General features: G+C 44.0%; 24 protein-coding genes. 17 read left to right on the top strand and 7 right to left on the bottom strand.

What is annotated here, in order from left to right:
• Both A8709_RS00230 and A8709_RS00225 read left to right on the top strand, forming a co-directional pair.
• Positions 1–1,081 (top strand): S-layer homology domain-containing protein (locus A8709_RS00230; RefSeq protein WP_208607618.1); only part of this gene is annotated, 1,081 nt, incomplete at its 5' end.
• A 428-nt stretch (positions 1,082–1,509) separates the two neighbouring features.
• Positions 1,510–2,064, top strand: a complete 555-nt coding sequence (locus tag A8709_RS00225; RefSeq protein WP_244163055.1) for a DUF1349 domain-containing protein — start codon at positions 1,510–1,512, stop codon at positions 2,062–2,064.
• Between the two features lie 131 nt (positions 2,065–2,195).
• On the opposite strand, the gene A8709_RS00220 is transcribed toward A8709_RS00225, so the two are convergent.
• Together A8709_RS00220 and A8709_RS00215 are read right to left on the bottom strand one after the other, a co-directional pair.
• A complete protein-coding gene (locus A8709_RS00220) occupies positions 2,196–2,672 on the bottom strand; it encodes a GyrI-like domain-containing protein (protein ID WP_065850218.1) in 477 nt (158 codons plus the stop codon).
• Positions 2,673–2,720: 48 nt separating this feature from the next.
• Positions 2,721–3,203 carry a hypothetical protein gene (locus A8709_RS00215; protein WP_065850217.1) on the bottom strand — a complete coding sequence of 161 codons (483 nt, stop codon included), beginning with the start codon at positions 3,201–3,203 and terminating at the stop codon, positions 2,721–2,723.
• 148 nt (positions 3,204–3,351) lie between these two features.
• On the opposite strand from A8709_RS00215, the gene A8709_RS00210 reads away from it, so the two are divergent.
• Positions 3,352–4,326 (top strand): helix-turn-helix transcriptional regulator, encoded by a 975-nt coding sequence (locus A8709_RS00210; RefSeq protein WP_065850216.1) that lies wholly within the window; start codon positions 3,352–3,354, stop codon positions 4,324–4,326.
• 115 nt (positions 4,327–4,441) lie between these two features.
• Here the strand turns inward: A8709_RS00210 and A8709_RS00205 are convergent, their stop codons facing one another.
• Complete coding sequence (locus A8709_RS00205; protein WP_065850215.1) at positions 4,442–5,314, bottom strand: helix-turn-helix transcriptional regulator; 873 nt, start codon at positions 5,312–5,314, stop codon at positions 4,442–4,444.
• A 184-nt stretch (positions 5,315–5,498) separates the two neighbouring features.
• Between A8709_RS00205 and A8709_RS00200 the strand changes: the two genes are divergently transcribed.
• The 7 genes from A8709_RS00200 (at position 5,499) to A8709_RS00165 (ending at position 11,469) form a co-directional block, all read left to right on the top strand.
• Positions 5,499–6,623: an amidohydrolase family protein gene (locus A8709_RS00200; protein ID WP_065850214.1), complete on the top strand. Its 1,125-nt coding sequence runs from the start codon at positions 5,499–5,501 to the stop codon at positions 6,621–6,623.
• Between the two features lie 2 nt (positions 6,624–6,625).
• The gene (locus A8709_RS00195) at positions 6,626–6,997 is read left to right on the top strand and encodes a Rieske (2Fe-2S) protein (RefSeq protein WP_065850213.1); all 372 of its coding nucleotides are present in this window, start codon (positions 6,626–6,628) and stop codon (positions 6,995–6,997) included.
• Positions 6,998–7,239: 242 nt separating this feature from the next.
• Positions 7,240–7,968 carry an alpha/beta hydrolase gene (locus tag A8709_RS00190; RefSeq protein WP_065850212.1) on the top strand — a complete coding sequence of 243 codons (729 nt, stop codon included), beginning with the start codon at positions 7,240–7,242 and terminating at the stop codon, positions 7,966–7,968.
• Between the two features lie 471 nt (positions 7,969–8,439).
• Complete coding sequence (locus A8709_RS00180; RefSeq protein WP_065850210.1) at positions 8,440–9,090, top strand: carboxylesterase family protein; 651 nt, start codon at positions 8,440–8,442, stop codon at positions 9,088–9,090.
• A 63-nt stretch (positions 9,091–9,153) separates the two neighbouring features.
• A complete protein-coding gene (locus tag A8709_RS00175) occupies positions 9,154–9,579 on the top strand; it encodes a hypothetical protein (RefSeq protein WP_065850209.1) in 426 nt (141 codons plus the stop codon).
• 132 nt (positions 9,580–9,711) lie between these two features.
• Entirely contained in the window at positions 9,712–10,350 is a 639-nt protein-coding gene (locus tag A8709_RS00170) for a nitroreductase family protein (protein ID WP_065850208.1), read from the top strand.
• A gap of 93 nt (positions 10,351–10,443) precedes the next feature.
• A complete protein-coding gene (locus A8709_RS00165; RefSeq protein WP_141692370.1) occupies positions 10,444–11,469 on the top strand; it encodes a sulfite oxidase in 1,026 nt (341 codons plus the stop codon).
• On the opposite strand, the gene A8709_RS00160 is transcribed toward A8709_RS00165, so the two are convergent.
• Positions 11,466–12,353: a LysR family transcriptional regulator gene (locus A8709_RS00160; RefSeq protein WP_065850206.1), complete on the bottom strand. Its 888-nt coding sequence runs from the start codon at positions 12,351–12,353 to the stop codon at positions 11,466–11,468. The genes A8709_RS00165 and A8709_RS00160 overlap by 4 nt on opposite strands.
• Positions 12,354–12,526: 173 nt before the next feature.
• Here A8709_RS00160 and A8709_RS00155 point away from each other — a divergent pair, with 173 nt between their 5' ends.
• On the top strand, positions 12,527–13,567 hold the full coding sequence (locus A8709_RS00155) for a YeiH family protein (protein ID WP_065850224.1): 1,041 nt from the start codon (positions 12,527–12,529) through the stop codon (positions 13,565–13,567).
• Between the two features lie 150 nt (positions 13,568–13,717).
• Here the strand turns inward: A8709_RS00155 and A8709_RS00150 are convergent, their stop codons facing one another.
• The 3 genes from A8709_RS00150 to A8709_RS00140 all read right to left on the bottom strand — a co-directional run bounded on the left by A8709_RS00150 (position 13,718) and on the right by A8709_RS00140 (position 17,797).
• Entirely contained in the window at positions 13,718–15,568 is a 1,851-nt protein-coding gene (locus tag A8709_RS00150; protein ID WP_084224571.1) for an ABC transporter ATP-binding protein, read from the bottom strand.
• Positions 15,552–17,297, bottom strand: coding sequence for an ABC transporter ATP-binding protein (locus A8709_RS00145; protein WP_065850222.1), 1,746 nt, complete (start codon positions 17,295–17,297; stop codon positions 15,552–15,554). The genes A8709_RS00150 and A8709_RS00145 overlap by 17 nt, the downstream gene beginning before the upstream one ends.
• Before the next feature lie 161 nt (positions 17,298–17,458).
• Positions 17,459–17,797 carry a L,D-transpeptidase gene (locus tag A8709_RS00140; RefSeq protein WP_065850205.1) on the bottom strand — a complete coding sequence of 113 codons (339 nt, stop codon included), beginning with the start codon at positions 17,795–17,797 and terminating at the stop codon, positions 17,459–17,461.
• Positions 17,798–17,927: 130 nt separating this feature from the next.
• Here A8709_RS00140 and A8709_RS00135 point away from each other — a divergent pair, with 130 nt between their 5' ends.
• From A8709_RS00135 to A8709_RS00110, 6 genes are all read left to right on the top strand, one after another.
• Entirely contained in the window at positions 17,928–18,299 is a 372-nt protein-coding gene (locus A8709_RS00135; protein WP_065850204.1) for an iron chaperone, read from the top strand.
• A gap of 40 nt (positions 18,300–18,339) precedes the next feature.
• The gene (locus tag A8709_RS00130) at positions 18,340–18,537 is read left to right on the top strand and encodes a DUF4177 domain-containing protein (RefSeq protein WP_065850203.1); all 198 of its coding nucleotides are present in this window, start codon (positions 18,340–18,342) and stop codon (positions 18,535–18,537) included.
• A 69-nt stretch (positions 18,538–18,606) separates the two neighbouring features.
• Positions 18,607–19,623 carry a phosphotransferase gene (locus A8709_RS00125; RefSeq protein ID WP_065850202.1) on the top strand — a complete coding sequence of 339 codons (1,017 nt, stop codon included), beginning with the start codon at positions 18,607–18,609 and terminating at the stop codon, positions 19,621–19,623.
• A gap of 68 nt (positions 19,624–19,691) precedes the next feature.
• Positions 19,692–20,357, top strand: a complete 666-nt coding sequence (locus A8709_RS00120; RefSeq protein WP_065850201.1) for a cupin domain-containing protein — start codon at positions 19,692–19,694, stop codon at positions 20,355–20,357.
• Between the two features lie 501 nt (positions 20,358–20,858).
• Complete coding sequence (locus tag A8709_RS35020; RefSeq protein WP_244163053.1) at positions 20,859–21,185, top strand: hypothetical protein; 327 nt, start codon at positions 20,859–20,861, stop codon at positions 21,183–21,185.
• Positions 21,186–21,276: 91 nt separating this feature from the next.
• Positions 21,277–21,759 carry a hypothetical protein gene (locus A8709_RS00110; protein ID WP_141692369.1) on the top strand — a complete coding sequence of 161 codons (483 nt, stop codon included), beginning with the start codon at positions 21,277–21,279 and terminating at the stop codon, positions 21,757–21,759.
• Positions 21,760–21,765 lie beyond the last annotated feature (6 nt).

The raw sequence follows: 21,765 nt of genomic DNA, 5'->3' as shown, positions 1-21,765 counted from the left end.
GACATACACCGTTGTAGCGGCGAACAATGCGACGCAAGATTACACGGTAACGGTGACGGTAGCAGCGAATCCTGCGAAGGCTATCACAGCATTTGGTTTTGCAGGATTGAGTCCAGCGGTAACGGGAACGGTTAATGAATCGAATAAGACCATCGCATTGACCGTGCCCTATGGGACGAATGTAACGGCGTTAGTCCCAACGTTTACAACAACGGGAGCTAGCGTGAAGGTGGGAAGTACGGCACAAGTGAGCGGAACAACACCGCAGAATTTCACTGCTCCAGTAACGTATACGGTTGTAGCGGCGAACAGTACGACACAAGATTACACAGTGACGGTATCCGTATCATCAGCACCAACGCAGACTTCAACTTCAACGCCAACACAGACGCCAACTCCTGAACCTACGAAACCTAAAGTTGATGTATTCAAAAGCAGTGTTGTGAATGAAGTAAACTTAATTAAAGCTATCGAGTCCATGGTAGCCGAAGCGAATAAAACGAATCAGTTCACTAAATCAACCGACACGAAAGGTCACTGGGCTGAAAAGACGATCGATACGTTCATGAAGCTGCACGCAATCAATGGTTATGGGGATGGGCAGTTCAAACCTAACGGTAATATTACCCGTGCGGAGTTCGCAGCACTCATTTCTCGCATATTCAATATTAGTGGCGGAACGAATCATTCCGTTTCTCTGAGTGATGTAAGCAATCACTGGGCTGCAGATGCTATTGAGAAACTAGTGAGTGCAGGTGTACTTGGCGGATATGGAGATGGAACATTCAAGCCTGACCAAACGATCAGTCGCGAAGAAATCGTCATCATTTTAACCAGAATTGTAAACTTGGACAATGTAAACAAAGATACTTCCAAAGGTAAATTTAAAGATATATCCCGTGCAAGTTCCTATGCGTTGAATGCAATTAAAGATGCAGCAGAAGCTGGTATTATCACTGGCAAGAATGACGGCGAATTTGATCCGCAGGGTAATACCACCCGCGCAGAGGCTCTTACAGTGATTTTGAATGTACTAAAACTTGACCCTCAATTAAAAATACTGTTAGATGGCTTGAAGTAAAGGCTAGCGCACTCTTGATATCGGAATGTTTCGCTTTTCGATGTGATTTCTAACTGGGAAAGCAGTTGTTGCAGAGTATCCTCTGTGATGACTGCTTTTTCTGTTATGTCCTTAGTTTGTAGGAGCATGCTCGACAAGCACCCATACAGCTTAGGCGAAGTAATTATCCATCTAAAAACTTGCCACTACAGCTTAAAAATCCCCCTCTCATCGTATTTTCTCGACGAAGCGGAAGCAGCTTTTAATGAATCAATTAGTGAATCATTCCCAATATTATTCTGCTCTAACGAACGGATTATCTTAACTGCTGCTATGTTATAATCACACAAGCACTATATTATTTATATTATATGGATGGGTGGCAACGGTTAAATATGAGTCTTTTTAATAACTGCGTGGGGAAGAGCTTAAATTCTTCTCTTAAATGGATGAATGAACCACTTGAATGGGAATTTTCTGAACAACATTCACTTAAGATTACCGCGCCACCTCGTGCAGACTTCTTTCATAGCCCAACAGAGGAAAGTAGAAAAAATTCTGCTCCATTCCTATACACGACAACAAAAGAAAATTTTATTTTAACGACGCGGGTCAGCGTAGACATACGTGACCGGAATGACTCCGGATGCCTTATGGTAATGGCAGACGAGAATAACTGGGCCAAGTTATGTTATGAGGATTTTAGAGGCCGACCTTCCATTGTTAGTGTTGTAACGAAAGATACTTCGGATGATTGTATCGGAGACGATGTCGGGAATACAAACCCTTTTTTAAGAGTATCTCGATATGATAACTGTTTAGCTTTTCATTACTCGCTTGATGGTATTGAATGGGCATTAGTGCGGTATTTTGGAATGAGTAATATTCATAGTTTAAAAGTCGGTGTAGTTGCCCAGAGTCCAGTTGGTGATGGATGTGTCGTGCAGTTCGATGACTTACACCTCCTTCCTAATACGAATGCAGATGTGAGGAATATAAAATAAAAAATCTTTATCAAAGGTTAATAAAAAACAACAGGCAGCCAACGAAAATGATGGCTGCCTGTTTTACTAAAGAATCCTTGAGATTTATGAGATTCTACTCGATCATCTCTCTATTTGTCTTCCGAATACGGTTATTTCTTAACTACAGGCACCCAAAATTCGCCATAGAAAGTGCCGTCGCCGTTATCTTTGCGATAAGTCGCATTTGGGCCACCAATGTAAGCATAATCAGTGACTTGGGCCAAGACTTCGCCAAAAGCACGGTAAGTCAGCTTATCAAACAACGTTTCCTTGTCGCCATCTCCTGCGACCACGATGTACTCGCTCTCTGGAAACTCGATGATGCGCGTTGCGTCTGTCACTGATTTGCCAGCTTCTACAGCGAAATAATTCCACGGTTTTCCTTGATAAACCTCATTGACTGACCATTCGCGATCATCTTTTGCGGCGCCTTTGAGCTTATTAAAACGCCCGTCAGCTTTGAGTTTGTCCCAAAATTCGGTTTTTTCTTTTTGCATAGCTGGCATGTCTTGAAAATTCGACTGGATTGAAAAACCATAAGCGGTCAATGTGAATGATTTTTTGTGTTCAAGCGTATATTCTGCCATGTGCATGCTCCTTTTATTGGTACAAATATTGGTCATATTTTATAAGTGTTAGTTTTTTTCGACTTTAATTACACGAAGCCACATTTCGCCGTAGAATTCACCTGTTTCATTTGCTTTAACGAACGTTGAGTTACCAGGTCCAACGTATTTGTATTCTGTAATTTCTTGAATAAGGCCGCCGAAAACTTTGCCTGTGATTTCGTCAGCAAGGCGGTCTTTGTCAGCGCCTGTTCCAGGCACGACAAGGTAATCACCAGCAAGAAAATCGAGGACAACCGCGCCTTCTACGTTGAACTCACCCATTACGCCGAAGCCTCGCCATGGCTTGCCGTCCAGGTTGTAGTTGATTTGATATTCTTGCCCATCTGCGAGTGCGAGAAGTTCAGCAAGCTGGCCGTTTTCAGTGATTTCAGCTTTCTTTGCTGCCGTTTTTGCAGCATTACCTGCCCAGTCGTTGTAGTCGTCAAATGAAACACCGAAAGCAGTCATTTTGTAGTTTTCTGAGATTGTTTTAATGGAATAGGTAGTCATATTGTTCTCTCCTTTGTGTGATTTAATCTTTACAAGACTGATTCTATTCGTCAAATGTATCAAAAAATGATACCTTTTATTTGGTAGCAAATATTTGTAAATCCGTCAGTGCTGACATTTTATGCTACATTTTTGATATAATATATTCATGAAGAAAACAGAACGAGTGAACCTGATCATGCGTTACATCAATAACCGCGCGCATTTTACGATTGCCGAGATTCAGAGAGAGTTCAGAATTTCCCGCGCGACGGCGATCCGCGACATAGACGAGATTCAGGCGATGGGCTTTCCGCTGTCGTCCGAGCTTGGGCGCGGTGGCGGATACAATGTCCTGCAAAATCAATATCTGCCTGCGGCCCGTTTCACACCCGAAGAGTTGAAGGCGATTTTTATCAGCTTTATCGCTTCGAAAAATTCGCAGCTGCCTTATTTGCATAATCGCCGCTCCATCACGGAAAAACTTATCGGCATCGCATCGCAAACCCAGCAAGATGAGCTGATTGAGTTGAATAATATCTTGCTTTTCGAAAATACAAATCCCGCAAATCCGCATCTATTGGAGCTCGATGATGCTGCACCTGCTGAGCTAAACCAGCTGATTTCGCTTGCTGTGAGGGATAAGCATTTGCGTATGACATATGAGCTGAGTCTTGGCTGGCCACAGTTACTGGACGTTTTTTTGCTGCATATCTTTAACTCGAACGCTCAGTGGCTGGTCGAGGTTTACGATTTTGATACGGATGAGTTTCGTTATCTGCCTGTTGAGCTGCTGCGGGATTCGGCAATTTCTGAGCAGGAGATGAAGTGCTCTAAACAAGAGATTTTAAACAAGAAACTGCTTCGTGCACGTGAATCCAACCTTGTTGTGAAACTTGATACGATTGGGATTCAGCGCTTTAAGCGTATGCACCCGCCTGGGATCATTTTGTCTTTAACCGGGATGTTTCAGTCGAGCGGGATTTTCAATACTCAGTTAGATGTGACAGATGTAGAGTCGCTGGCGTATTACGCAGATTGGCTTTTGTTTTTGGGAAAAGAGGTCGAGTATGAGCGGATTCCTGATGAATTGCGAGTGATTTTAGAAGAGCGTTTATCCGCTTTAAGATTCAATGGTAAATAAGAAACCAATACGAGGCTGCCGGCATTAATCGGTAGCCTCGTTCGTTATAATGGCACCGTCAATAAGGGAGCACTGCTAAGGCAGTTGCTCCCTATTATCATTTGATGTGTAGTCACTAGCAGATAACTACTGGACTTGCTGCAAGTTCGCGTAGCTTACTCGGAGATGCTTTATAATGTTTGCTGAATGCCCGGCTGAAAGAATATAAATCAGGATATCCGAGCGTCATGGCGATTTCCGAGATGGAATGCCGTGTTTGCTGCAGAAGCTGAAGTGCTCTCTCCATGCGGAGCTTTTGCAAATAGTGGATAGGCGTTATTCCAGTCTGTTCCGCGAATATTTTTGAAAAATAAGCCCGGTGAACCGAAATATACGCAGCGACGTCTTGCACGTTAATATTTTCGGTGTAATGCATATTCATATACTCTATGCTTCGAGGGATCCAGCTAGCAGGTCCTGCATCTGACTTGTCGGTGCTATTTTTCGGAATCATAAGACCAAATATACGATAGATAGACGCTATCAATTCGACTTGTCTCTGACTGCTGTTATCTTCCTGTTGACTGAACAGATGGACGAGCGATGTTTCGAGCTCTTTACCGATTACACCGGGGACAAAGGGGACAGACGGACGGAAGCCGGCTTTCTCGAGCAGCAGCGGCGTCTGCCCGCCACCGATGGAAACCCAAATCATTTCCAAGGGCTGGTCGGACGGAACAATGAAATGGTGGTATACGACACCCGGATATGCACAAAAAACATCGCCCTGGGATAGCTCGATCTGCTGATCTCCATAGCGATGACGAACCTTTCCGTTTATAACAAAATGCAAAGCGTAATAATCAATCATACGTTGCGGAAAACGATGTTCCGGTCCTGCTTTAAGACGTCCCATCCGGATTGGCCATAAGCCACCGGTTAAGGCCAAATCGTCTACAACATAATGGCGTGATTCCTCGTATGTGTCAGGATGCTGCCGTTTGCCCATGTTTTCGTTCGCACCCCCTTTCAAATGGTCTGCTAATAGTAGAATGAAGTATAGCATTGACCTTACAAAATGACAAATGGTAATTGCGAAATACTATTTTCGGCTGGGCAGTTCAAGTTTTATGATAGAGATGTAAAACCTGAACTTGCTATTCGTGCATAAACGAAGAAGGGGAGATGATAACATGAGTTTATTAGAAGCAACGGCCAAGAAGACAAAGGGACGCAAAGGCGTAGGAGTTATTGATTGCGATATCCATCATACGTTTCAGGACATCAAGCAGCTGTTCCCTTACTTGCCGCGAAAATACAGGGAGCGTATTGAATTGTGGGGAGCGAATTTTGGCGGGGGGCCAGGTACGATGAACGGAGGCAACATCGGAAAGAGAGCCGATTCCTTTCCTCCAGACGGCGCTCCTGCTGGTTCGGATTTAAATTTTATGATTGATCAGCTGTTGGATCCTTTCGACATTCGCTACGGAATTTTGACAGGCGAATTTATAGCGTGCACGAACACTGCCGATACGTATTACTCGGCCGCATTGTGTTCCGCTTTCAACGATTATACGATTGAACATTGGCTTGATAAGGAGCCTCGGTTCAGAGGCTCCATCTACTTGCCGATTCACGATGTCGCAGCATCAGTTCGGGAAATCGAACGACTCGGCTCTCATCCCGGAATGGTTCAGGCTTATGTTCCTTCGGGCTCGCATCATCCTTACGGAAACAAGATGTATCATCCGATCTATGAGGCTTGCTTGAAGCATGGAATCAAGTTCACCATGCATGTAGGAGCTATCGGCGATGGGATGAACGCACCCGCTACAAATGTCGGCTATCCATCTTACTATATTGAATACCGCGCTGCCCGTACGCAAGCTTACATGGCCCATATGGCCAGCTTTATCTTTGAAGGTGTATTCGAAATATTTCCCGAGCTGCAGGTGGCGTTTATCGAAGGCGGTGTCTTCTGGGTTGCTCCTTACTTGTGGCGTCTTGATCAGGATTGGAGAGCACTGCGAGAACAGACGCCTTGGGTGAAGAAAAAACCAAGTGAATATTTTCTTACCAACATGTACATCGGATCCCAACCTATTGAAGAAACGCCGAACCGTCAAGCGTTCGATACGCTGTTTGAGGCTATGCACGCTAAGGACAAGTTGCTCTTCTGCAGCGATTATCCGCATTGGGATTTCGACTCACCGAAGCTCGTTTTCCCAAAGATGGACAAAGAAACGACAGACAATGTGTTTTACTATAATGCTGCTAAGTTCTATGGCCTGTCTATTCAGGACAATATGGAGGAATAGCGATGGCGTTACATTATTTGGGAACAGTTGATGAGTTCACGGACGGCGAACCAAGAATTGTTGATGTAAAAGGGCGGAGTGTAGGCATTTATAAAATATCCGGAAAGCTTCATGCCATTCTTAATTACTGTCCTCATCAGGGGGCTAGTCTATGCAAAGGACCAGTCACTTCATGGGTCACATCGCCGCTGCCCGGGCAATTTATTTACGAACAAGAAGGGGAGATCGTTCGATGTCCATGGCACCATTGGGAATTTGACATTAAAACCGGTGTACTAATTGTAGACAATAAGGTCCGTACCAAAACCTACGATGTTGTAGTAGAAACGTTTGATTTGTCAGTGGATCAGGGGAATGTATATATCGAGATGTAGCAGTGTCGAACAAAATGACAATCATCCACATGTCTTTCGAAAAAGGTGAACGGGCCGAATAGGTTAATCGTACCGAGGCTTGAAACGAAAGGGCAGCTCATGCTGCCCTTTTTTTGTTATAAGCCATAAAAATTATGGTCAATAATTTCAAAGAATAGATAAAAATAGTGAGTTACATTTCCAAAATATAACATTTATAATCTGTATGATAATCAATAAATTAATCAGAATGGAGGTTGAAAATGAAAATGGGTAAGAAGGGATTGCTTATCATTAAAATCATTTCCACATTGTTGGGTATTCTGGTCGTAACAAGTTTGATCCTCTCATATAAAGTAACAGCTTGGGTTAAGAATATTGACCAAATACAATTAGGCGATTTAGAAATGTTTAAGAGGTATTCCCTAACGATAAACATTTTCGCAGTATGTGCCATAATTCTAGTTGTTCTTACCACGCTTTTCTCCATACGATTCGTTCCAGGAAAAACAAGAAAAATAAAAGCAGTACTAAGCTTATTTTTATCTGTTGGAATTGGCTCCTATGTATTCCTTTGCCTCTTTATTTATTATAATCTAGACGGAATTATTAAATTGAATCATCTTGTTTATCAACCGAAGAAGATCGATCAGTCTATCGCAGATAAGACTAGCTTACTCTATACGAATATTGAAGACATTGAACTCCGTACATCTGACAATATCAAATTAAATGGATGGCTAATAAAAAATACGAGTGCTGAAAAGGCACCACTTCTGATTTACTTCGGCGGTTCTGGGGAAGAAGTATCGGATATACTATCGATTTTTGAGGGTTTAGATGGATGGTCTGTAGCACTAATTAACTATAGATCGTATGGACTGAGCGAAGGAGAACCAAGTAAGAATAGTTTAAATCAGGATGCTAATGCCATTTATGATTATTTTTCAAAAAGAAGTGATATTGATAATAAGAAAATAGTTTCGATGTGATATAGCCTAGGAACGGGAATCGCTGTGAACCTATCAAGTGAACGTTCTACCATAAGGACAATCCTCGTTTCCCCCTATGATAATAATGCTAATTTATTGGACAAAAAGATATCGAACACGTTACAGCTTCATAACTTGTTTCCACTTTCTTATTTTGTTGGAGAATCCTTTAATTCCATTAAAAAGGCACCTTCCATTAAAACGCCATTATTATGCTTAGCAGGGGATTTAGATAAAAATGTACCTATCATATATTCTAAAAACCTTGTAGCTAAATGGGGAGGAGAAAAGACAATGAAGACGATTCCCCGTGGTGACCACTTTTTTATATTCTCGAGCGAGGGCGCATGGAATGAAATAAAGAGCTTTTTAAAAGCCGTATAATGTAATGTGTATGGCAGGATTCTGCCATCTTAATGTGGAAAATATTACAAATCAATACTCGAATGAGCATGAAATGGAGGGATAGGAATGCCTGTAACCAGCCATAGATTTTGCCAAGACATACCTCCTAACAGTAGTCTGAACTATCAATTGTTTGTGCCGCATGATTTTGAATTAAAAAGTGAACAACAGTATCCCTTATTTGTGTTTTTACATGGAATTAAGAAACGCGGCGATGACATCAGTGTATTAAATAAGTATGGTCTGACTTGGATTGCAGAAAGTAAACCAGACTTCCCTTTTATAGTGGTTACACCACAATGCCCTGCAGATTCTAATTGGACACATGTATATCAATCGGTCATAGCCTTAATAAATGAAATCACGACGAGTTATCCTGTGGATACGGAGAGAATGTATTTAACTGGATTCAGTATGGGCGGAAACGGAACATGGGACATTGCGGCTAGGTCACCTGAACTTTTCTCGGCAATCGTACCCATTTCAGGATGGTATGAACCCGAGAAAGCTAATCTGCTTAAGGATGTACGAATTTGGGCTTTTCATTGTGTTGACGATGATGTTGTCCGCGTATCAGGAACAGAAGAAATGGTAGAAGCAATAACAAATATAGGTGGGAACATCAAAGCGACGTACTACTCTGAATTAGGGCACAGCCATACCGTGATGGAAAAGACTTTTAACAATCAAGAATTGTATGACTGGTTGTTGAACTGAATCAACTTAAAAGCCGCGTAGTTGCGGCTTTTTCTATTTCAAAACTTAATAGAGGTGCTATAAATGAAGACTTGGATCATCTCAACCTGTGCTGCCCTTCTAATATTAAGTGGCACAACTGCCTGTGGGAAACAGGAAGTTGTTACGCAGCAGAGTGAAAAAAATGTAACGGAATTGTTTACAACTAGTGAACCAATCGTCGTTCATTACGGTGATGGCCACACAATACAGCTAGATGATAGGTTGATGGAAGAATTAATCATAAAAAAATTAAAAGCCATGCCTTATACAAAGGTCAGTGGTCCTGCTGAAGTTGGGCAGAATTTCACATTGGAGTTTTCAAGTGATAAGACATATTACAGTACAGGGTATTTTGTAATTGCCAAGAAGGTGTACAAAGTAACTGACAAAGAACTCGTCTCAGAATTAAGTAAGTACGTTATTGATGTCGGCAGGAACAGTATTCCCGAGTTGTTGCCAGGCGTGTAAGAAGTTTAGCCAAGCTTCTATCGTCGGTTGAGGAACTTAATATCTTGACGGTATTTAATATATAAAATATAATAACTAACAAAAAGTAACTAAATTAATCATTACATACACTCATTCACAGGGGGACTCACAATGATTCAACAACAAACCGACTTTGTTACCTTACTTAAAGCGCGCAGATCTGCTAATAAATTCCTACCCGGCGTGGATATTTCAAATGAAGAGCTTGATGAGATTTTTCAATTGGTGAAATATGCGCCTTCCGCTTTTAATTTGCAACATGTGCACTATCTGGTTGTGAAAGATCCTGATCTTAAACAACATGTATATGAAGCAAGTTTTAAGCAGTATAAGGTGCAGTCCGCGTCTGCTGCGATTGTTGTTTTAGGAAAGATGGATGCTTATAAAGATGTAGGCCGATTGAATGAGGGCTTGTTACATTTAGGTGCAATCAGTAAGCAGGAGTATGACATGACAGTGGAATCCGTGGTCAATTTCTACGAAAGCAGAGGCGAGGGCTTTATGCGGGAGGAAGCGATTCGTAACGCGAGTCTATCCGCAATGACTTTCATGCTGGCCGCGAAAGAAAAGGGCTGGGATACGTGCCCGATGATCGGTTTTGATACGGAAGCGTTGCAAGCGTCTCTGCAGATCCCAGATGGGTATGTGCCTGCGCTGCTCCTCACGATTGGCAAAGAAGACACGTCCAGCCAGCGGCCGCGGGGCTACCGTAAACCTGTTGGGGAATTCGTCAGTTATAATACGATTTAAGCAAATAAATGTTTTAAATAAATAACGCGAATCATACCCTAGATGAGGGCTTTCCTAGGGAAGGATGGATGATTCGTGTTGTATGAACCTCACTTGACTACTCGGAAAATCATTCCTGAGAATCAGGAGTTCCCAATATTATCGTTATCTAGTCGGATTACGCCAGATCATCTGTTTTATAGACGAAATCATTGTCCTTATCCAGCTGTTGATATGCGTACGTGGGAGTTGCAGATCGGCGGTTATGTGGATAGACCGCTCTGTATCCGATATCCAGAGCTCATACAGATGCATCAAGTTTCTATTCCTGTGACGCTTGAATGTGCTGGAGAAAAGAGAGGTTTATTTCATCCCAAAAAGCGCGGAGAGCAGTGGGAGTTAGGGGCAAGCAGCCATGCTGTTTGGACCGGAGTTCGGCTTGTCGATCTTTTACATGCCGCAGGTATCCAATCCAATGCGATCGAAGTAACGTTTGAAGGCATGGATCAAGGAACAAGAACAGATATGCCGGGTGTGTTTGCTTTTATCAGAAGTTTACCTATCGAAGTGGCGCTGCATCCTGATGTTTTAATTGCTCTTTACATGAATGGGGAACCGCTTCCTTTCCGACACGGTTATCCTGCTAGACTTATCGTTCCAGGCTGGTATGGAATGGCTTCGGTCAAATGGCTGCATCGAATTAATATTATTGATCAGCCGTTCCAGGGCCCCTATCAACGTGTAGATTATGTATACGAACGTCATATCGAGCCTGTATCTGAGCCGGTAACCAAAATCAGACTTAACTCAACCATTGCCAGGCCCTCCGATCAGGAAGTGTTAGCCAGAGGGGAGCATTGGTTAATAGGAACAGCTATTTCGGGTGAGCATCCCGTTGCGTTTGTTGAGATCAGCATGGATAATGGCATGTCATGGCAGCTTGCGCCTTGGTTAGATCCGCACGAATCCTATTCGTGGAGGCGATGGTACCTGAAATGGACGGCAAGAACACCCGGCACTTATGACATTCGTGTTCGAGCTACAGATGCCGCAGGAAATGTTCAGTCAGAAACGGCCGATTCGAACACAAAGGGCTATGGATATAACGCCATTCATCAAATACGCGTTTATGTCGATTAAAGGGGTGTGTGCTCTAACAGTTTTTGGATGAACATTTGGATAGCCATGGAGGAAGAATCGTCCTTATTTTGAATGATCCAGAAATCGCGCTCGGTTAACTTGGGGCTAAGAGGGATCGCGACAACCTCTCCAGCTTCCAACTCTTTGCGAACAATCCAACGTGACAAAATGGAGATACCGAGTCCTGCAGCAACGGCTTCTTTCACTCCTTGGCTGCTTGTAAATACATACGACTGTTTGATTCGCAAACCGGTTGTATGAATAAATGTGTCGCTATAAGACCGCGTACCGGAACCATGTTCCCTGAGAATCCAGGTGCAATCATGGAGCATATCCGACTTCACGGTCTTTTTTGTGCGCAAAGGATGATTTGGTGAGGCTATGAGGATCATTTCATCTTTCATATAGGCCGTCATTTCAATCCCATTCTGCGATATTTCTCCCTCAACTAAACCCAGATCCAGTTTGTTGGCTTTTAACCCGAAAGCAATCTCCTCTGTATTGGCAATGGTCAACGACATGTTCACCTCTGGAAATTGATAGGCAAACTCCGCCAGCAGCCGCGGTAAAATATATTCACCAATGGTAAAACTAGCCCCAATTTGAATAGATCCTGTTACTTTTTGATGTAGTAATTGAATGTCTTGTTTACCTTGTTCATAAAGGGAGAGGATTTGCTTAGCCTGCCGGTATAAAATTTCCCCTGCATCAGTAAGAACAACAAGCTTTGGGGAACGATGCATCAGTTTGGCATTCATTTCGTTCTCTAAATTTCGAATCTGCAAGGAAACGGCAGGTTGGGACAAGTTTAACAAGGCTCCTGCTCTAGAAAAATTTTTCTGCTCTGCTACAGTGACAAAAACACGAAGTGCATCAACGATCATTCCCAAACCTCCTAGACTTACATTGTACAAATCCTTTGGGAGAACGATAACCTAATCATAAGTTTTTCTCATGATAAAGATAGTATATCGGTATTTCACTTATTATTCAACTGGCCTTATAGTGAAGATTATAAAGAACAACGAAGATCAACTTGAGGGGAAGCGTGAGGATGATGGACAACGTATATGTCTTACCGGTGAAGCCAAATAAACGTTTCGGATACGCACAAGGAATAAGCTTAACATTCGCTCTAGCAGTCGTTGCCAAGTACTTTGCGGCATTTCCATTTCTCAGTATTATGGGCCAGCTGGTGATCGCGATCGTACTCGGTATGATTTGGAGAGGCGTTATTGGGGTCCCTCATGATGCAAGGGAAGGTGTCTCTTTCTCGAGCAAAAGACTTCTACGATACGGCATTATCTTGTTGGGCATGAGATTGAACTTGGTGGATATCGTTCATGCGGGTCCTAAGGTATTGGCCATTGTGAGTATAAATATCCTTTTTACGATCGTTGTTGTTTATGGCCTAGCCAAATTGTTCAAGGTAGACAATCGTTTAGGCATGTTGACAGCTTGCGGTACCGCTATTTGCGGGGCAGCTGCCGTTGTCGCGATATCGCCTCAGATTAAGGCGAATGAGGATGCGACGGCGATTAGTGCCGCGACCGTCGCGATTTTGGGCACCATTTTCACACTCCTCTACACGCTTCTATATCCAGTTCTGGGCTTAACCGCACAAGGATATGGGATCTTCTCAGGGGCAACCCTTCATGAAGTTGCGCATGTCATAGCAGCGGCGGCTCCCGGAGGTAAAGAGGCAGTAGATCTGGCTGTTATTGTCAAATTAACACGAGTTGCCTTTTTGGTACCGGTGGCAATTGTCCTGGGCATCTGGACAAATCGCCTCGAACGTAAGCATGACGCCAATGTTCAAAAAGCGAACTGGAGATCCATTCCGATTCCATGGTTTATTCTAGGTTTCCTTGTGATGAGTGGTGTAAATACGTTGGGAATCATTCCGAGTCATTGGACGAACCAAATCATCGTTGCAGCTTATTTATTGATTGCGATGGCCATGGCAGGTCTTGGACTTCATGTTGATGTGGGCACGTTCCGACGATCGGGAATGAAGTCATTTGCTGCGGGTTTCATTGGATCTGTCTTACTATCGGTGATGGGGTATGTCCTTATTGTCCTCTTTGGACTTAAGTAACAGACCAGATTCCTCTTCAGATATGTGCCCTAGGTGAGTATCGCAAAGTGAACATAGACGCTTAAATGTAAGCAGCAAAAAGAGACCCGCGGCAGGTTGCCGAGCGTCTCTTGTTTGTAGATATTTGAACGTGCTATAGGTTACATCTACTTATTCTAAAGCACTCTCTAGATTCTTAAATTGATTGGAAAACATCCGGAAATATGTGCCCTCTTGGCTCATCAGCGAGCTGTGATTACCTTGCTCGGCGATCTCGCCGCGGTCAATGACCATAATCGTATCGGCATCTCGAATCGTATTCAGCCGATGCGCAATGATGAAGCTGGTGCGCCCCTTCATAATGGAAAGAAGGGCCTCCTGAATATGAAGTTCAGTCCGCGTGTCAATGCTGCTCGTCGCCTCATCCAGAATGAGAATAGATGGATCGGCTAAGATGACGCGCGCGATGGCAAGCAATTGGCGCTGCCCTTGACTCAAATTCCCGCCGTTCTCGGAGAGCGGGGTATCGTAACGCTTAGGCAGCCGGCTGATGAAGGCGTCGGCATTGGCTAGCTTAGCCGCAGCTGATACTTCCGCATCCGTCGCATCAGGCTTGCCGTATTTGATGTTCTCCTTGATGGTGCCGGAGAACAAATACGTATCCTGCAGCACGATGCCAAAGCTGCGGCGCAAACTGTCGCGGGTATAGGATTTGATATCCCGGCCGTCAATCAAGATCGTGCCGCTTGTCGCATCGTAGAAGCGGGTCACCAAATTGACGATCGTCGTTTTACCAGCGCCAGTCGGTCCGACGAGCGCAAGGCTGCTGCCTGCAGGCGCCTCGAAGCTGACTTGCTTGAGAATCGGCAGGTCCGGCCGATACCTGAACGTTACGTCCTGGAAGGTGACGTGTCCAACTGGTTTCTGGAGCTCGATAGCTCCAGGCTCATCCTCGACTTCCTCCGCTTGATCCAACACCTCAAAGGCACGTTCTGCTCCTGCAACACCAGATTGCAAGACGTTATAAGTGTTGGCAATATCATTCAATGGCCTCACGAATTGGCGGGAATAGCTCAAGAAGCTCGCAATGACACCGACTGTGATATGCCCTTTGACAGCCAGTACCCCGCCGACGATGGCAACAGACGAAAAGCCGATATTATTGATAACACTTAGTAGCGGCATCAGAAATCCAGACCAGATTTGCGCCTTCAAGCCAACCTCGTACAATCGGCCGTTTACACGATTGAACTCGTCAATGGCTTTCTTCTCGCGATTAAAAGCTTTGACAACGAGAAGTCCGGAGATCGTCTCCTCGATATGACCATTCAACTTGCCGAGCTGCGCTTGTTGGTCTTTGAAAAGCACACTCGTCCGCTTGGTAATCGTTCTCGCAAGGAAGTATACGAGTGGAACGGTAATCAGACTCGCTAGGGTTAGCGTAGGACTTAGTACCAGCATCATGACTAAGGAACCGACAATGGCAATGGAGCCTGACATGAGCTGTGTTGTCGACTGCGAGATCGAGTTGCTCACGTTGTCGATATCGTTCGACAGCCGGCTCATGATATCGCCATGCGAGCGCCCGTCGAAGAAAGCAAGCGGCAGCTTCTGCAGCTTCGCGAACATCGCTTGCCGAAGCCGCTTCACGACACGCTGGGCCAGGCCAGCCATGACCCAGCTTTGCAGGAAAGTAAGCCCGCCATCCGCGATGTAGGTGGAAATGAGAACAATCATCGTCACATCGAGGACGCTATAATTGACTTGGCCTCCCGCCATCGCGTCAACGGCTACACCAATGAGATAGGGGCCTGCCAGCGTCAAAGCAGAGTCGATGACAATAAATAGAAAGACGATAGACAGCCATTTTCGTTCAGTATCTAAATAGGACCATAGACGGCGCAGGGTGCCTTTGAAATTTTTGGGCTTTACGGCTTGCGTACGCCCGCCCCGTGCAAGTGGTCCCGTGATGATGGGGACGTCGGGTGCTTGCTGACGCGATCCTTCATTCGGCTTTGACATGAGGCAGCTCCTTTCCGAATTGGGACTGGCATATTTCAACATAGACACGGCAGCTCTTCATTAACGTCTCATGGGTGCCGATGCCGACAATTTCGCCATCGTCCATGACCACGACTTTATCTGCATCCATGACGGAAGTAATGCGCTGCGCAATGATCAAACAAGTGACATCAGCTGCGAAGGCCTTAAGTGATTGTTTAATTTTCGTTTCCGTGGCAGTGTCCAGCGCGCTCGTACAGTCATCGAGAATCAGAATATCCGGCTTCCGAACAAGGGCGCGGGCGATCGACAATCGCTGCTTCTGACCGCCGGACAAGTTCACGCCCCGTTGGCCAAGCCTGGTTTCATAACCTTCGGGGCACGCAGCTATGAAACTATGCGCTTCTGCCATGTTCGCAGCGTGTACAATCTCATCGTTCGTTGCCTGCTCATGGCCCCATCGTAAATTCTCTTCAATCGTGCCGCTGAATAGAATTGTTTTCTGCGGGACGATGGCGATGCGATCTCGTAGTTTGGCAGGGTCTAACTGACGAATGTCCACGCCATCTACACAGATCGAGCCTGAACTCGTATCATAGAAACGGGGGACGAGGCTTACGAGACTGCTTTTACCAGAGCCAGTGGAGCCGATAATGCCGATCGTTTCCCCGGGAAGGCACGTCATATTGATATTTTTCAGCACAGGTTCCCCTGCAGATCCTTCATAACCAAACGAAACATTCTCAAAATCAATTCGGCCCCCTGGACGATGTGCAGGCAATGCAGCCGAGTCCTCCCACGTCATTTCATTGACCTGAGTGAAAACTTCACCGATTCGATTAGCGGATGCTTTCGCCCGAACGAACATGTTGAACACCAGGGAAATGGTCATCAACGCAAACAAAATTTGCGTCATGTAGTTGACAAACGCGACGATATGACCGACTTGCATTTGATGCTGATTAACCCGCCAGGCACCAAGCCATAGCACAGCGACAATGCCGAAATTGACAGTTAGCAGGATGGAAGGGTTAAAAATAGCCAACAGCCTCGTCACCTGAATCGATTTATTTTGGTAATCGGTATTGGCTTCTTGAAACTTACCGGCTTCATGGTCGAACCGATTGAACGCTTTGACGACACGAACGCCTGACAAGTATTCGCGAATGACCCGGTTGACACCGTCCAGTGCCTTCTGCACGCCTACGAATCGGGTGAAACCAACTTTCAAGTTCAATGCCACCAGTACACCGACGATCGGAACCACGATAAGCAGGACGACTGCCAAATGCGGATTGAGCCGCACAGCCATGATCAAACTCCCGATACAGAGGAGGGGGGCCTTTACAAAAATGCGCATAAGACCATTCACAAAATTTTGAACCTGTGTCACGTCATTCGTTAAACGTGTAATTAACGATGCGCGTTCGAATCGCTCAATATTCGTGAACGAGAGTGACTGGATCTTTTCAAACAAATCCGCTCTAAGCTCCGTGCCGAATTTCTGCGAAACATGGCTGGCTACAATATTGCGAAGCGATGCTGCGACAGCCCCGAGTGCCGTGATGATCAGCATCAAGCCACCCATGCGAAGCACATAATCAAGTCGTTTCTCCGCAACACCTACATCTAGAATGTGGGACATGATCGTAGGCTGAAGCAAATCCGCGAGCGCTTCCATACTGACAAAAAAGACAGCTACCAGAAACAGCTTCCAGTGCTTGCTGACGTACTTTTTCATAAAACCCAAACCCATCGTTCACACTCCTTAATCCCAGGTCAACCTCTCTCTTGAACGATACTCCCATTTAGACGAATTGTCATCTGATGATAACAAAATTTTATGGCAGAAGTAGAAACAAACACCCCAGCCAAAGTTGGCCGGAGTGTTCAGAAGGAATCCTATCGCAATTAAGGCCGTATCGTAACTCGCGTATGAATGGGAACGAGCGCTGCGAGCTGCAGGACATCCTCATTGTACATTCGGATACAACCGTGACTAACTTCTCTTCCGATGGAAGATGGAACGTTCGTACCGTGGATGCCGTAATGTGGTTTAGATAAGCCCATCCAGAAGGCTCCGAAGGGACCGCCGGGATTGGGTTCTTTATTGATGATCGTATATTCGCCTTTGGGTGTCTTCGTAAGCATCTTGCCGACCCCTACCGGGAAAGACCGGACAACCGTATTCACATCAAGTAAATAAAGGTTACGATCGGACAAATCGACGATAATTCGGTAGTTTGGCATTTTTTTCGCCTCCTAAGAAACATGCTATGCATGCCTAGGCATGGACGTGATATCTTGAGCTTATGCTCCAATTCCTAATTATGGTAATATAAAAATGAGAGCATGTATGGCACGATTAGGAGGAAAAAACGTGGAAGTGTTTAAAGAATATTTATCGCGTATTGATGACCCGCACCATCGGGATCGAACGGATGAAGTTTTGACGTGGGTAACTAAGCAATTCCCTCATTTAAGTCCGAAAATTGCGTGGAACCAGCCTATGTTTACCGATCACGACACATTTATTATCGGCTTTAGCGTAGCCAAACAACATTTGGCGGTTGCCCCTGAAAAGGTAGGGATTCATCGTTTTTCTGAAGACATTGTGCAGGCTGGTTATGATCACACTAAGGAGTTAGTACGTATAAAGTGGAATAGTCCGGTTGATTTCTCATTACTTGAGAAAATGATCACGTTTAATATAGTAGATAAGGCCGATTGTTCGACTTTTTGGCGGAAATAGAAGAAGCTAGATGACATCGATTTCATGACAAGTGAAGGGAATGATTAATCTGAGTCAATACGAGTACAAATATGTAGAGACATCATTAGGCGGCTTCTTCTCATCCGCAACGCATCGAGAAACCATTGATGAACATGCCAAAGACGGATGGCGATTAGTACAGGTTTTACCAACTCATTATAATGGTCAAGGAAAACCTACCGATTATGAAATTATTTTTGAGCGTGTAGTTCAGTGATGAATGAAGAAGTAAGAGGTTAACGGCCAATGAGAATTCAATATCAACTAGAGGAAAGTGGAGAAACATATGCAAGATGCCATTGATGAGTTAGTTCAGCATTATTTCATGGATTTAAATTATAAGATGGCGTCGGTTCCATTTGGTCTGACAAACCTTACAAAAATAATAACGGTTGATGATACTAAGTACGTAATTCGGATCTATAATCCATATACCAAACATGCAGCAGGTCTTGCATTCGAATCTCAAATAACAACATTTCTAACGAATAAAAAGCTTCCTTTTCAAGTACCTGTATTTCTGCGTACTCGAGAAGGAGAAGAGTATGTACAATTGTCAAACGGAATGCTAGGTGCAATCGTTTCCTTTATAGAGGGGGATGTGCCCACCTTATTAGATATCCAGCAGGCTGTTGAATATGGTCAAGTGGTCGGAGAAATCTCTTCCACTTTACTTAATTACGATACTGAACTACTAGAATACCAAGGGATATCTTTCTCGGAAATATATCATCTTCATCCACTGGCCAATCGGCTTGCGGTGACATCATTTATGGAAAATCCACCTTTTCCAATTGCGGAAGCGAACTTAACTTTTTATCAAGAAATGATTTCATTATTGGATAAGAATATCCATGAGTTAAAAGCACTGCCACAACAGCTTGTACATCACGACTTGTTGATCTTTAACTTACTGGCCCAAGATAACAGGATCGTTGGGGTCTTAGATTTTGATTTTACATCGATGGATGCCAGCTTTATGGAGTTTGCTATTTGCCTGAATCATATTCTTCAAATGAGTAGCGGTTCGTTGGAGATGGCGGAGGGATTCATTCAGGGGTATGTTCGTTATCGGAAGAGTTCGTTGCAAGAAATTAACCAACTTCAATTATTGACCCAGGTCTATCATATTGCGGTACTTCATTTCTATATCGGCCAGCACCATGCAGGGATAGATATCAAAGAGAATTTCACTTACATACTCAATCAATTCCACGTGAGAAATGACTGGTTAAATCGAAATGGCTTATCATTGAAGCAATTATTAGAATTTTACCTACTGGGAGACACAGAAGTTTATTAATAGTCATGCCTCTAGACGCAGTGGAATACGCTTAGTAAAGATGAAACCACAAGCGGGAGGCTGAGCGGATGGCTGTATCTTACATGGATTTCAATTCTCCGAACGTACAATATTTCTACGATCTGAGGAACAATCGTACTTTTACGAAGGATGGGAACAACTTCATTAACGCTCTGGGTATTCAGCAGTTGAATACGCTGGGTAACGTATCTCTGCTCGACATCTATTTATCTAAAGCGAATGTCGTCGAGCCGCATATTCATCAGAACGCCTCTGAGCTGGTCTATTGCATTCAAGGCGCAGCCATCGTGTCGATTCTGAATCCGTTCACCAAAACCGTGCTTAACTTTAACATTACGCCTGGTCAGGTCGCCAATATTCCCCAGGGATGGTTCCATTGGGAGATGGCTAGTGTAGATGATACGCATCTGCTCGCGATCTTCGACGCGCCCGTACCGGAATTCATCGCGGTATCGGACTTCCTCAGGCTGGCCCCGCGAGATATGCTCGCCCATACGTACTGCCTAGATCAAGCGACGGTAGCGCAAGCGCTAGCGCCGATTAAGAGTACGACGACGATCGGTCCTCCAGCCGATTGCGGAAAGCATCATATGGCGCGGCCTGACAGTGCTCCACCACAGGCGGAACCACATCCGCAAGGCTCCTATCCGGTATATGGGGCTAGACCATCATCTTTTCCTGGCATCGGCAACGGCTATAATTGGCAGGGATGACTAGTGCTTAAGCAAAAGAGGGTGACCCAGAGCCGCACATGTGCGGTTCTTTATTTTTTTGATGACGCACCGCAGTGTATGAAGGAAAAGTCTTGCGAAACAATTGAGAATTAAGAACGTCCATATGAGTGTTACAATATATGGTAATGGTTATGTAGGAAGACCATTAAAAGGAATGATTTCATAGAAGGAGACATACTATGCCGCCATACTTTTCTGTCTATTATTCATTTCCGTATTCTTCTGTTTCACATAATTTTGTTAGCGAAGTATATTCTGTTTTTTTTTAAGTACTACCCCTACAAAGCAGGATACTGGGAAGCGGATAAAAATTCATTAGATGAGATAATTAGCTGGAACTCTGAGCTGCTCACTCGTAAGTTTGAGCTCGGTTTTGATCAACATGTAAGGTATGACTATAAACAGCTACTATTAGAATCCGATGAACATGACCATCTTAGATTATTTTGGAGTTGTGAAGATAACGAGGTCATATTGCATTTGATTACACCAGAGGATGATGTGCTTTTGAATGATAAAAGCTGGAGATTTAAAGGGGAACGTATTTATTATTTTATTAATCTTTCCGTAGAATTATGGGAAAATCAAAAGCTAAATGCTGTTCAGACATATCACGAACTAGATGCTCCAGAAAGTCTTTGCATGATAAGCAAAGGTGTACAGCCGCGAACAAATCCTTTCTGCATAGTGGATGAACAAACATTTTTGAAACTGGAAAATCATCTTGAAACGAAATACTACATAAAACAAATTAAGAATGGAGTTATGATAATCGAAAGGGCTTATGCTAGCTTAGTAAGAAAATAACAAAGGTGACTATTTAAATATGTAAACATGAAAAGAGTGGCATACCCTGAAATCTAAAATCGCCTCTATTTCGATTATAATATTTTTAGCATTGAGTTTTGCGGCAGCGGTATATCAAGACAGCCAAAAAAAGAAGGAGCCCCTAATCGAGTTTCCTGATATTGAAGATGTGGTTTCGGCTGTCATAAATATTGGAGGACCACCACAACCAGGTATTCAACCCATTCAAATGGATTTGGATAATAATATGCAAAAGTTAACCGTGGCAAAAATCATATATTGGCTGCAACATGCTGAATATATGGGTCCTTCCCAAAACGAATTCATATCACATGGCGGTGGACCAAATGAGTTCGTGATGAAATCCAAAGATGGGAAAGTAATTAGGATGATAGATGCATTTGATCCGATATCCATAGTAATCTCAAACGGCGTGATGACTTCGGGAGTCTCGGTAAGCGATCAAGTGACAATTAACTATGATAACAAAAGCTTGCGATTGAAATCACCTGATTTAAAACGCTGGATCGAAAATGACATGAAAACAATAATTGAGGATTATATAAAAGCATGATAGAAG

This window comes from Paenibacillus pectinilyticus (assembly GCF_001700435.1).
GTDB classification, from domain to species: Bacteria; Bacillota; Bacilli; order Paenibacillales; family NBRC-103111; genus Paenibacillus_E; species Paenibacillus_E pectinilyticus.
This window is presented reverse-complemented; position numbering and strand designations above follow the sequence as displayed.